This is a genomic window from Phaeobacter sp. QD34_24 (assembly GCF_028890115.1).
In the GTDB taxonomy this organism is placed as follows: domain Bacteria; phylum Pseudomonadota; class Alphaproteobacteria; order Rhodobacterales; family Rhodobacteraceae; genus Phycobacter.
In genome coordinates this window covers 107,978-120,576 of sequence record NZ_JARCJD010000004.1, presented here as the reverse complement: position 1 = coordinate 120,576, position 12,599 = coordinate 107,978, and the positions used below count along the sequence as shown (strand labels likewise).

Here is a 12,599-nt window from a genome sequence, read left to right as displayed (position 1 = left end):
CTCTCTCCTCGATACTGGCCCGCCCCCGTCTTTCGCGTTGCCTTCGGATCAATAGGCACTACCCTGCGCCCGAAACGAACAGGGAGAGGCCCATGCGCGACTTTCAACAACCGGGGCGATCAGCCGTCTTTGCACAGAACGGGATCTGCGCCACATCGCACCCATTGGCCGCAGGCGCTGCCATCGACATCCTGAAACGGGGCGGCAATGCCATGGATGCAGCCATCGCCGGTGCCGTTCTGCTGGGGATTTGCGAACCGCAGATGACCGGCATCGGCGGCGACTGTTTTGTCCTCTATACCCGCCCCGGCAGCGATGAGATCCACGCGCTCAACGGTTCTGGCCGCGCGCCTGCCGCCGCCGATGCCGCGGCACTGCGCAGCCAGGGTCTGGACACCATTCCCCTGCGCAGCCCTCATGCGGTGACCGTGCCCGGCGCCATCGACGCCTTTTGCCACCTCTCGGAAACCGAAGGCAAACTGGGCCTTGATGCGCTTCTGGCGCCCGCGATCCACTATGCCGAGACCGGCGTTCCGGTGGCCCCGCGCGTGGCCTTTGACTGGGCCAATGACGCAGGCACCCTGCAGGGGAGCGCGCGCGACAGCTACCTGTTTGGTGGCAAGGCGCCATCGGTCGGGCAGATCTTCCGCGCCCCCGGTCAGGCCGAAGTCCTGCGCCGCATCGCCAAGGACGGGCGCGATGCCTTCTACACCGGCGAAGTGGCCGAAGACATGGTTGCAGCCCTCAATGCCCGTGGCGGCGTCCACACGGCCGAGGATTTCGCCGCCACCGCCTGCATGGCCACGACCCCGGTTGCAGGTGATTACAAGGGCATCGATCTGGTGGAACATCCGCCCAACGGCCAGGGCGCGACCGCGATCCTGATGCTGAACATCCTCAAGCATTTCGACATTGCCGGCATGGATCCCTTCGGTGCTGAACGCGCCCATATCGAGGCCGAGGCGGCCAAGTTGGCCTATGACGCCCGCAACCGCTTCATTGCCGACCCCGATCACACCAGCCGCCTCGATCACATGCTGGCACCGGAAACCGCCGCCAAACTGGCCGCGCTGATCGACCCCAAGCGTGCCATGGCCGCCCCGGGCCCGCTCAGCGAGGCGGTGCACAAGGATACGATCTATATCACCGTGGTCGACAAGGACCGGATGGCGGTCTCGCTGATTTACTCGATCTTCCATGGCTTCGGGTCTGGGATCGCGTCAGAGAAATTCGGTCTCCTGCTGCAGAACCGCGGTGCGGGCTTCACCCTGGAGGAAGGTCACGCCAACGAACTTGGCGGCGGCAAGCGCCCGATGCATACGATCATTCCGGGCATGCTGCGCCAGAACGGCCGCGTGATCATGCCGTTTGGCGTCATGGGCGGCGCCTATCAGCCCAATGGCCATGCGCGTTTTGTCTCCAATATCACCGATTTCGGCCTTGATCCGCAGGCCGCCATGGATGCGCCGCGCAGCTTCTCGGATGCCGGGGTGATGAAGGTCGAACGCGGCTATTCGGACGCCGTACGCCAGACGCTTTCGGACATGGGCCACAAGGTCGAGATCCCGGACACCGCCATCGGCGGATCGCAGGCCATCCGCATTCACGACGGCGATCTTCTGGAAGGCGCCAGCGATCCCCGCAAGGACGGCTGTGCCCTGGGGTACTGATCGACGGGTCCTATCGGTATCACGCAACCGCGCCGCGCCGTCAGGTGCGGCGCCATGCCCAAGGCTGCCAGGGGGACCGGCACAGCCGGTCTACCCGCAGGCGCGGGAGCCCGCCGCTACGGGTCACAAGCCCCAAAACTGCCGGGCGATCAGTTCAGCTGGTACTGCAGGGAATAGGTGGCGCCGTCGAACTGGCCGAACATCTCCGGCACATCGGGATGGCTGACCGGCTCGCCCGAGTAATCGGCAACCAGGTTCTGCTCCGACACATAGGCCACGTAGTAGCTCTGCTCGTTTTCCGCCAGAAGGTGATAGAACGGCTGGTCCTTCACCGGTCGGCTGTCCTCGGGAATGGCTTCATACCATTCCTCGGTATTGGCAAAGGTGGGATCCACGTCAAAGACCACACCGCGAAACGGGTGCTTCCGGTGGCGGACGACCTGGCCCAGGTTATATTTTGCACGCGTTCTCAACATGGTCTTGCTGCCCCCGTCGTTTGTTACTAACGCGTATGGGCGGCGGATGTCCAACGCTTGAGGCAAATTTTCGGGGAAACAGACTGTGAACCTTGCTGTGACAGTGCTTGAGATCGTGGCACCGGTCTTCCTATTGGCGGGAGTCGGTTTTGCCTGGGTGCGCCTTGGCTTCGAGTATCGCATTCAATTCGTGACCCGGCTGGCGATGACCCTGGCCGTGCCCTGCCTGATCTTCACCGCCCTGATGAAAACAGAGCTGGACAAGGGTGCCATCGGCTGGTTCGTGCTGGCGGCGCTTGCCGGGCATGCTCTCTTGGCCCTGGCCGGTGCGGCGCTTGTACGCGTGATGCGGCTGCAACGGCGCAGCTACCTTGCCCCCTTCATCTTTGGCAATACCGGCAACCTCGGCATTCCCCTGTCGCTCTTTGCCTTTGGTGAGGCGGGCCTTGGCTATGCGGTGGCGATGCTGGCGGTCTCGGCCGTGCTGTCCTTCACCTTCGGGATCTATCTGGTCGCCGGAGAAGGCGGCGGCAGCAAGGCGCTGCGCGAACCCATGGTCTGGGCCACGCTGCTGGGTGCGCTCTTCCTGTGGCAGGGCTGGCAGACCCCCCGGTTCCTGACCAATGCGCTGGACCTGATCGGGCAGATGGCCATTCCGCTGATGCTGATTACGCTTGGCGTTGCCGTTGCCCGGCTGACACCGGGAAAAACCGGCCTTGCCGTGGTGCTGTCGCTGATCAAGGTCACGCTCAGCGCTGCCATCGGCTGGGGGTTGGGGCTGGCCTTTGGCCTTGATTATACCGCCTTTGGCGTCCTGGTGCTGCAACTGGCAACACCGGTGGCCGTCACCTCCTATCTTTTGGCGGAAAAATTCGAAGCCGATGCCCAGGCTGTGGCTGGCATGGTCGTGGTCTCCACCCTGATGTCCGTTGCAGCTCTGCCTCTGCTTCTGTCCCTGCTTCTGGAAATGTGATTTCCTCGACAGGGTGAATTCGCTAAACTGCCTGAAAAACATAAGGCAGAGGCAATGAGCAGAATCGTCCTCGCCCTGATCCTCCTGTTGGCGGTTGCCTCCTGTGGAGGTGGGCACAAGTCCCCGCCGCGTAATCTTGATAACGCCTGCAGCATTATCAAGCAGCGGCCCGAGTACCTGAAAGCCTTCCGCGCGACCGAGCGCCGCTGGGGCGTGCCCGTGCATGTGCAGATGGCCACGATCTACCACGAAAGCCGGTTTGACGGCGATGCGCGCACGCCGCACAAGTACCTTCTGGGGGTGATCCCGATGGGGCGCCAGTCCAGCGCCTACGGCTACAGCCAGGCCCTGGATGGCACCTGGGACGATTACCGCCGCGACACCGGCAGGCGCCGCGCCAAGCGGGACCGGATCCGGGATGCCGCCGATTTCATGGGCTGGTACATGAACCGCACCCGCGAAAAGAACGGTATTCCGCTCTATGACGCACGCAACCAGTACCTTGCCTATCACGAAGGCCACAGTGGCTATGCCCGCGGCACCTATCGCAGGAAATCCTGGCTGATCCGCGTTGCCGACAAGGTCGAGGCCCGCTCGATGATGTATCAGGCACAGCTCGCCACCTGCCGCAAGTTCCGCTAAGCGGGCGCTCCCGCCGATCTCGGGACCTTCTGCGAAGGACCCTCGCTCGTTGGGCCCGGCACCGCCCATCGGGCGGTGCTGCAGCTTTCCCAGGCAAAGGATCAAAACCACAACTGACCGGAACCGACCGCGCCACGCCTTTGGCGTGGCGCCTGGCCCAACGCCGCACAAAGGCGGCCGGGCGCAGCCCGGGCACCTGCGGGGGCGGGAGGTCTAGCTGCAGCCCCTCGCGCCATTCGGTCAGCTAGCGTGAATTGCTTCCGGGGCCGGTGTTGAACAGGAAGGCGGACAGCTTGCCGCCCGTCTCAAGCGCGCCCAGGATCACCGTCGTGCGTCCCCCGGCACTGTCATGCACCACCCATTTGCGCAGCTCCACCGGATCGCCGGTGAACATCAACTCCAACCCGCCATATTCCGGGTTCTCCGGATCCTGTGCCTGCAGGATGGTGGAGGTGCCATCGAACTGATGCCCCACAACCATGCCTGCCCGCTCCAGATCCACCTGTTTGGCAAGAATGATCGACAGCGGCGTGCGTTTCAGCGGATAGGTCTCGGGCGGTTGGTTCGACTTTGGATCATGGATCACCACGGATCCCGCTCCAGCCACCACGGTTGCGCCATTATCCCCGTCATATTCAAACCGCATCCGGCCCGGGCGATGGATATAGAGCTTGCCCGTAGACAGGCTGCCATCGTCATTGATCTGGGTGAACGTCGCCTCGGCGGTGGTCAGCCCGTTGAGATAGGCCGAGAGCTGCTCAAGGCTCAGCTTCTCTGCCGCCCAGGACGCCGGAGCCAGGGTGACAAGCGCGATGGCAAGTAGGATCTGTTTCATGTGCCCTAGATAAGCCCTGCAATGGCAAAGGGAAGAGGCCGCCCGTGAAACGGGCAGCCCTGCGCGCGGTTCCGCCAATTATTGCTCGGGCACCAGGATTTCGCGTTTGCCCACGTGGTTGGCCGGAGAAACAAGCCCCTCTTCCTCCATCTGCTCCACCAGGCGGGCGGCCTTGTTGTAGCCGATCGCCAGCTTGCGCTGGATGTAGGAGGTCGAGCACTTGCGATCCTTGATCACGATCTGCACCGCGGAATCATACAGCGCATCCTCACCGGTGGTGTTGCCGCCGGTGGAGAGCCCCAGAACCGCGTCGATATCATCGGCCTTTTCGTCATCCGGACCATCCAGCACCGTGCCCACATAGGCGGGCGGGCCGAATTGCTTGAGGTGCGTGACGACCTCCTCGACCTCTTCATCGGACACAAAGGGCCCGTGGCAGCGGGTGATCTTGGCGCCGCCGGCCATATAGAGCATGTCGCCCATGCCCAGCAGCTGCTCGGCGCCCATTTCACCGAGGATGGTGCGGCTGTCGATCTTGCCGGTCACCTGGAAGGAAATCCGGGTTGGGAAGTTCGCCTTGATGGTACCGGTGATCACATCGACCGAGGGCCGCTGGGTCGCCATGATCAGGTGAATGCCGCTTGCCCGCGCCATCTGCGCCAGGCGCTGGATGCAGGCCTCGATCTCCTTGCCCGCGACCATCATCAAGTCGGCCATCTCGTCCACGATGACGACGATATAGGGCAGCGCCTCGGGCGCGAATTCTTCGGTCTCGAACACCGGCTCACCGGTGTCATCGTCAAAGCCGGTCTGCACCGTGCGGGAGAACAGCTCGCCCCTCGAGAGCGCCTCTTTCACGCGGCCATTGTAGCCCGCGATATTGCGCACGCCCATCTTGGACATCTTGCGATAGCGGTCCTCCATCTCGCCCACCACCCATTTAAGGGCGACAACCGCCTTCTTGGGGTCGGTGACAACGGGGGACAGCAGATGCGGAATGCCGTCATAGACGGAGAGCTCCAGCATCTTGGGGTCGATCATGATCAGGCGGCATTCATCCGGGCTGAGCTTGTAGAGCAGCGACAGGATCATGGTGTTGATCGCAACCGACTTGCCCGACCCGGTGGTGCCCGCGATCAAAAGGTGCGGCATCTTCGACAGATCCGCGACGACCGCGTCCCCGCCGATGTCCTTGCCCAGCGCCAGCGGCAGGTTCTGCGTGCCGTCGCCATAATCGCGGCTCGACAGGATCTCGCGGAAGCTGACCATCTCGCGCTTGTCATTCGGAAGTTCAATACCGATCACCGAGCGCCCCGGCACGGTGGACACCCGCGCCGACAGGGCCGACATGGAGCGCGCGATATCATCCGCCAGACCGATCACCCGGCTCGCCTTCAGACCCGGCGCGGGCTCCAGTTCATACATGGTGACGACCGGGCCGGGGCGGACCGAGACGATCTCGCCCTTGACGCCATAGTCATCCAGCACCGATTCCAGCATCCGCGCGTTTTCTTCCAGCGCTTCGTCGCTCAGGTGATGGCGTTCGACTGTCGAGGGGTTGGACAGGAGCGACAGCGGCGGCAGTTCAAAGGCATCGCTGTCGGTGTCCTCCAGCGCAAGACGGGGCTGCGCCTCTTCCTTGGCGCGGGTCGAGGGCTCCGGCGCGCGCCGCTGGGGCTGTTCCACCACCACCTTGCGCGGTTCGGCCACCGGAATGCTGATCGCCTCTGCGGCGGGCTCTGCCGTACGTGCCACGACGGGTGCGGGCGGCAGCGATGCAGGCGCTTCGGCGACGACCTCGGGGTAATCGGCTTCGGGCTTGACCTCTTGCGGAGCGGACGGAGCCTGAGCCGCCGTCAAGGGCGGTTCCGGCGGCAGTCCCGCCTGCGGCGCCGGGTCGGCATTGAACACAAGCGGTTCCGGACGACGGCCGCGCCCCTTGGTCAGAGGCAGGTTCGGATCGGGTTCGGTCACCTGTCCGGCAGCCCGGCGCACCCGGATGGCATTGGCAATCTTCTGGGAAATGCGGTCATCGCCCGGCAGATCCTCGTCAAATTCAGGCGGCTCCTGCTCCACCAGTTCCGGCTGCGGCATCGGGGCATTCGCCAATTCGGGATCGGCGCGGCGGATCAACCCCGGCATGCGCGCCAGCAGGCCGGTCTTTTCCGGCACCGGAGCAACGGCAGGCTCTTCGGGGTAGGTCTCGAACATCTGCGGCTCTGCCTGGGCCTCGGCCATGGCAGCGCGGGCATCGTCGCGGGCGACCGCGGCCTCTTCAGCGCGGGCGGCACGTTTCTCGCGATAGGACATCGCGGCCTGCAGGCTGCCCGATGCGCCGCGGCCTAAAAGGCTGGCCACTGCGCCATAGATCATCACCACGCCCAGCAGCAGGAACCGGCCTGCCCGCAGCAATTCTCCCCGGGAAAACCCGCAGACGAAGATACCCAGGACAACCATGCCCAGCGCCATCAGAAGCGACATCAGCTTCACCGCGAAATGCGAGCTGATCGGCGCCAGCGTCAGCAGCGCCCCCATCACCGTGTCACCAAACAGACCGCCCAGGCCGAAACTATGGGTCGCCAGCCATTCCGCACCCGGCACCAGCGTGGCCGCATAGACCGAGGCCACCGCGATCAGGACCGGGGCAAAGACCAGGCGTCCGATCGCCTGATCGGAGCCAAGGTGCAGCAGGAAGCGCCCGCCCCAGACCAAGAGCGTCATCGCCAGGGCGACACCGCCCCAGCCAACCACCATGAACAAAGGCGCCGCAATCGAGGCGCCCATGCGCCCCAGCCAGTTCTGCACCGGCGCATCAGTAGAGACCATCCAGTTCGGATCGTCGGGCGTGTAGGAGCCGATCATCGCCGCGGCCATCAGGCCCAGCCCCAAAAGAACGATGCCGATCAGTTCCTTGCCACGCTTTTCAATGGCTGCCTGCATCGTGCTGTCCAGCAAGGGATCGCGGCTACGAGTTTGAAATGCCATGCCTACCTCAGTTCCAGTTGTCGCAGTCCGCCCGGCTGTCCCGCCAGGTCTGTACCTGCTTTGCTCTCTTGATCTTGGCCACCCGCCCCGCTGCCGGGGGCGAGCCGCAGTCGTTTCAGTACAGGCAGTCGCGCAGAGTGGTCAGCGCCGCCCGTGTGGTGTCAGCCGGGGCGACCAGCGCCACCCGGATGTATCCTGCGCCCGGATTTTCTGCCGCCTCGCCCTGCGCCAGATAGGCACCGGGCAGAACCCGCACGCCCGTCTCGGTCCACAGCTTCAGCGCCGCGGCCTCGCCGTCCTCGACCGGCAGCCACAGGAAGAACCCGGCCTCGGGCGCCATATAGCCGTTGAGGCCGCCCAGGACCTCATCCGCGATGCGGTACTTTTCCTGATACAGTGCGCGGTTTTCCTCCACATGCGCCTCATCGGCCCAGACCCGCGCCGCCGCTGCCTGCAGAGGTCCGGGCATCGGGGCACCGGTGTAGGCGCGCAACTGCTTGATACGCGTGATGCTTTCAGGTCCACCCGCGATCAGCCCGGCGCGCAGGCCAGGCAGGTTCGAACGTTTCGACAGCGAGTTGAACAACACCACCCGCTCGGGATCGGCGCCCAGCTCCTGCGCGACGGTCAATGCGCCAACGGGCGCGCTATCGCGGTAGATCTCGGAATAGCATTCATCGGCAAAGATGCGGAAATCATACTTTTCGGCCAGCCGGATCAGATCGGCCCAATAGTCGCGGCTGGCAACGGCCCCCTGCGGGTTCGCGGGCGAGCAGATATAGGCCACGGCGGTGCGGTTCAGCACCTCCTCAGGCAGGCTGGCGTAATCGGGCAGATGGCCGGTCGCAGAGGTCGCGGGCACAAAGACCGGCTCGGCCCCGACCGAGATCGCCGCCACCATATAGACCTGGTAGAACGGGTTCGGGATCAGCACCACGGGCCGCTGGCCATTCTTGGTCTCGGGGCACAGCGCCATCGCCGCATTGTACAGCCCCTCACGGGTGCCGTTCAGCGCCATGACGTTGCGGTCCGGCTCCATCGTCACGCCATAGCGGCGGGCGATCCAGTCGCACATGGCCTGTCGCAGATCGTCGGAACCGTCGTTGGGCGGGTAGCTGTTGAACCCGGCGGCATTCTCCGCGATCACATCCGTGACCCAGGCCGGAAAGGCGTGTTTCGGCTCCCCAATGGTCATATGCACCACATCCCCGCCCGGGGCGTGGTGGTCCAAAAGCGCCCGCAAACGCGGAAACGCATAGGCTGGCAGGTTCGAAAACCGCTCAGGGAAGTTCATCGCTTATGCCTCAGGTTCGGGATCATTGGCGCCCCGTTTGCAGATAAGGTACAGAGCGCGGCCCCATCCGTCCAGTCGCATGGACGCCGCGCGATCAAGTTGTGGCTTTCAGGACAACGCCCCAGGCGCTGCCCTGCGGCCATCAGGAGAGGGCCAGCTCGACACTGGCCCCGATGCGCAACAGCGCCTCTTCGCAATCGGGGTGGCCAAGGATCTGCAAGCCGCAGCTGGCTTTGCCGGTCGGCAGGCTCAGCGCGCAAAGCCCCATCAGGTTGCCGATACGGGTGTTGCGCAGGGTCAGAAGGTTGGCCTTGACGTAGTAGTCATGATCGCTGTGCAGCCGTTCCATATTGGGCGGCAGGATCGGGCAGGTCGGCGTCAGCACCCCGTCAAAGCCCGAAACCGCCTGATCCCAGGCCATCCGGCACTGCTCCAGCTTGGCCCAGGCTGCCACGTAATCAGCCCCGCTATGCTGTGCGCCCGACCGGAAGCGTTCCAGGATCTCGGCAAACATCACATCGGGACTGGCCTCGATCACATCCTTCCACAACCCATAGGCCTCGGTCGTGAAAAGGATCGCGCTGAGGCCCATCGCCTCTTCCAGCTGCGGCACCTCCAGCGGCACAATCTCGGCGCCTGCGGCCTTCAGCCTGCCCAGGGTTTCCACATGGGCGGCGGCGATCTCGGGCTCCAGATCGTCCCAGGCAATGCTGCGCAGATCGGCAAAGCGGCAGCCCTTCAGCGACGGCGGGTTGCGCAGGTCCGGCCCCGATGTGCCCTCCATGAGACCCAGCATCAGCCCGGCATCCTCGACCGAACGCGCAAGCGGTCCGACCGTATCGAACTTCAGGCACAGCGGCACGACGCCTTCCAGGCTGATCCGCCCCGAGGTGGTCTTCAGCCCCACCAGGTTGTTCCAGGCCGAGGGGATCCGCACCGATCCACCGGTGTCAGATCCGATCCCGCAGGCCGCCAGCCCATAGGCCACCGAAGCTGCCGCCCCGGATGAGGACCCCCCCGGTGCCGCATCCTCGTCAGTCACACAGGGCGGCGTTGCCTTCACCGGGTTCAGGCCCAGACCGGAAAAGGCCAGCTCGCTCATATGGGTCTTGCCAAGGCACACTGTCCCCATCGATGTGGCATTTGCCAGAACCCGCGCATCGTGCTCTGGCACCCGGCCCTTCAACAGGTCCGATCCAGCCTCGGTCTGGGTTCCGGCACTGTCAAACAGGTCCTTCCAGCTGATCGGCACCCCGTCCAGGGCAGAGCGCCGCAGACCCAGCTTGGCCCGTTGCGACGCCGCCTCGGCCTCGGCCAGGGCGCGCTCATGGGTGACTTGCGTGTAGATCCTGTCGCGCAGCGGGTGGGCATCGATGGCATCCAGATAACAGCCGGTCAGGTCGATCGGATCGATCTCCCCGGCCTCGATCCCGCGCCCCAATTCCGCCGCCGTCATCTTCAGCCATTCATGCATCCCGTTGATCTCCCCTGATCCGTTTGACGCGACGGTAGCGGCAGCGGCACGGCGCGGCAATCCCACGCAGGATGTTGAGGCGCCCGAATGGACAATCGGTTGGACAATCCCCGCGCAAGGCGCATATTGCACCCCATGAAGAACAGCTCCGATATCCTGATCGTTGGCGGCGGGCTGAATGGCCCGGCCCTTGCCCTTGCGCTGGCCCAGACCGGCCACAGCGTGACCGTGATCGACGCCCTCCCCGAACTGGCCCTGCAGGACGACGGGTTCGACGGGCGCGGCTATGCGCTTGCGCTGGCCTCCAAGCGCCTGCTGGACCGGATCGGCGTCTGGCAACACGTGGCCGACCAGGCGCAGCCGATGCTGGAGATCAAGGCCTCGGACGGTCACGCCGGTGAGGGCCCCGCACCCTTCTTCATCCATTTCGATCATACCGAGATCGAGGAAGGCCCGATGGGCTTCATGGTCGAGGATCGCTTCCTGCGCCGCGCCTTCCTGGCCACCATGAAAGATGAGCCGCTGATCACCACGGTGAACGGGCGCCGCGTGGTGGCACAATCCCCCGATCAGACCGGCGTCACCGTGACCCTGGATGACGGCTCCGAACTGCGCGGCAGGCTGCTGGTCGGCTCCGACGGGCGCAAAAGCGGCACCGCCCTGCGGGCCGGGATCAAGCGCAGCGGCTGGGACTACGGGCAGACAGCACTGGTCTGCGCCATCGATCATGAGAAACCCCATGGCGGCATCGCCCATCAGTTCTTCATGCCCGCCGGGCCGCTGGCCATCCTGCCCCTGCCCGGCAACCGCTCCTCCATCGTCTGGAGCGAGAAGACCGAAACCGCCGCAGCCATCCAGGCGCTGGATGACGCCGGTTATATCGCAGCACTCAAGCCCCGCTTCGGGGATTTCCTGGGCGAGATTTCACTGGCGGGCAAACGCTTCACCTATCCGCTGAACCTCACCGTCGCCAACAGCTTCATCGCGGACCGTCTGGCGTTGATCGGCGACGCCGCCCACGGGATGCACCCGATCGCAGGACAGGGCCTGAACGCGGGCCTGCGCGATGTGGGTGCGCTCGCCGAAGTGCTGACCGAAGCCACAAGGCGTGGCGAGGATATCGGATCGTCGCTGGTGCTGGAGCGCTACCAGCAGTGGCGCCGCTTTGACACCGCGACGCTAGCGATGGCCACCGATGTGTTCAACAAGCTCTTTTCCAACGACAACCCGCTTTTGCGGCTGGGCCGCGATATCGGCATGGGGCTGGCAGGCGCCCTGCCCGGCCTGCGCCGTGGTTTCATGCGCGAGGCTGCGGGCCTGACCGGCGATCTGCCACGTCTGTTGCAGGGCAAGCCCATCTGATCAGGGTGCAACCGCGCCGCGCCCCAGCGCGGCGCCGGGCCCAAGTCCGCGCCTTTGCTTTGGCGCAGCCAAAGGACAGGCCGGACGCGGGAGCCCTTCGCTCTCGTTACACTTCGGACCAGAACTCCAAGGACGGCTCACAGAGATCTCGCAATGGCGCAATGAACCGCCCTGGGTGTTCGATCCTCTCAAACCGCATGCGTCGTGGCGACCAGTTGAAATACTGACGCCCGCCCTCCTTGTCGACGATCATGACCCCGTGAAAATACCAGCCGGAGTTTAATTTGTACCCTGAATCAGTTGTGTAAAACGAAAACCCCCGCAGATCCCAGATCGACCGGACTTGTGCCGAAGGACCGTGATGCGCAATGCAGAATGGCGCTCCCGCGGCAAGTCTGTTTGCGTGACCAACCACCATGACAGCCGCAAGGATCGACCAGAGTGCAACCACTGTGGCGACGGCCATTCCCGACAAGGCAGCGCGTGCTGCAAAGGGCCCCAGCCCCTTGCCCCCGAGGAACAGCAGGCTTGCCGCCGCTCCAAGCGACAGCGCACCACCATGGAACATCACCATAAGGCCCGATTTTGGCGAAGCGAATGCCGATACGATCAGCGTCAACAGCACTCCAGACAGAAGAAAAGCGATTGAAGCTGACTTTGCCAGTACCGGCGATACAGGAGTTTTTCGCAAACGCTCTGCCAGTATCGCAATCAACGGAACCAAAGGAACAGCCCACACCATCAGGGCGAGAATCGAAAACACCCCTATCGATGAACCCAATATCCTCGCATCAATCAGCTGAAGAAAGCCGACAGCAATGAGAGCAGCACATGCGGCGCGTATGGTGACAGAGTTCCTTTGCGCCCAACCTCGTCCGGTCAAACCAC

At 64.2% G+C, this 12,599-nt stretch carries 10 protein-coding genes; 4 read left to right on the top strand and 6 right to left on the bottom strand.

Translation table 11 applies throughout. From position 1 onward, the window contains the following. Nucleotides 1-92: 92 nt before the first annotated feature. Nucleotides 93-1,670: a gamma-glutamyltransferase family protein gene (locus PXK07_RS04480; protein ID WP_274846994.1), complete on the top strand. Its 1,578-nt coding sequence runs from the start codon at nucleotides 93-95 to the stop codon at nucleotides 1,668-1,670. Nucleotides 1,671-1,819: 149 nt separating this feature from the next. Here the strand turns inward: PXK07_RS04480 and hspQ are convergent, their stop codons facing one another. Further along, on the bottom strand, nucleotides 1,820-2,146 hold the full coding sequence (hspQ, locus tag PXK07_RS04475; protein ID WP_274846993.1) for a heat shock protein HspQ: 327 nt from the start codon (nucleotides 2,144-2,146) through the stop codon (nucleotides 1,820-1,822). An 85-nt stretch (nucleotides 2,147-2,231) separates the two neighbouring features. On the opposite strand from hspQ, the gene PXK07_RS04470 reads away from it, so the two are divergent. Together PXK07_RS04470 and PXK07_RS04465 are read left to right on the top strand one after the other, a co-directional pair. Next, nucleotides 2,232-3,119, top strand: coding sequence for an AEC family transporter (locus PXK07_RS04470; protein ID WP_274846992.1), 888 nt, complete (start codon nucleotides 2,232-2,234; stop codon nucleotides 3,117-3,119). 54 nt (nucleotides 3,120-3,173) lie between these two features. Further along, complete coding sequence (locus PXK07_RS04465) at nucleotides 3,174-3,761, top strand: transglycosylase SLT domain-containing protein (protein ID WP_274846991.1); 588 nt, start codon at nucleotides 3,174-3,176, stop codon at nucleotides 3,759-3,761. A 244-nt stretch (nucleotides 3,762-4,005) separates the two neighbouring features. Here the strand turns inward: PXK07_RS04465 and PXK07_RS04460 are convergent, their stop codons facing one another. The 4 genes from PXK07_RS04460 to PXK07_RS04445 form a co-directional block, all read right to left on the bottom strand. Next, the gene (locus PXK07_RS04460; protein ID WP_274846990.1) at nucleotides 4,006-4,596 is read right to left on the bottom strand and encodes a LolA family protein; all 591 of its coding nucleotides are present in this window, start codon (nucleotides 4,594-4,596) and stop codon (nucleotides 4,006-4,008) included. A gap of 78 nt (nucleotides 4,597-4,674) precedes the next feature. After that, complete coding sequence (locus PXK07_RS04455; protein WP_274846989.1) at nucleotides 4,675-7,581, bottom strand: DNA translocase FtsK; 2,907 nt, start codon at nucleotides 7,579-7,581, stop codon at nucleotides 4,675-4,677. Nucleotides 7,582-7,696: 115 nt separating this feature from the next. Beyond that, nucleotides 7,697-8,875, bottom strand: a complete 1,179-nt coding sequence (locus PXK07_RS04450; RefSeq protein WP_274846988.1) for an aminotransferase class I/II-fold pyridoxal phosphate-dependent enzyme — start codon at nucleotides 8,873-8,875, stop codon at nucleotides 7,697-7,699. Nucleotides 8,876-9,017: 142 nt separating this feature from the next. Then, nucleotides 9,018-10,349 (bottom strand): amidase, encoded by a 1,332-nt coding sequence (locus tag PXK07_RS04445; RefSeq protein WP_274846987.1) that lies wholly within the window; start codon nucleotides 10,347-10,349, stop codon nucleotides 9,018-9,020. 135 nt (nucleotides 10,350-10,484) lie between these two features. On the opposite strand from PXK07_RS04445, the gene PXK07_RS04440 reads away from it, so the two are divergent. Further along, on the top strand, nucleotides 10,485-11,711 hold the full coding sequence (locus PXK07_RS04440) for an FAD-dependent monooxygenase (RefSeq protein WP_274846986.1): 1,227 nt from the start codon (nucleotides 10,485-10,487) through the stop codon (nucleotides 11,709-11,711). A gap of 106 nt (nucleotides 11,712-11,817) precedes the next feature. Here the strand turns inward: PXK07_RS04440 and PXK07_RS04435 are convergent, their stop codons facing one another. After that, nucleotides 11,818-12,594 carry a hypothetical protein gene (locus PXK07_RS04435; protein ID WP_274846985.1) on the bottom strand — a complete coding sequence of 259 codons (777 nt, stop codon included), beginning with the start codon at nucleotides 12,592-12,594 and terminating at the stop codon, nucleotides 11,818-11,820. Between the last annotated feature and the right edge of the window lie 5 nt (nucleotides 12,595-12,599).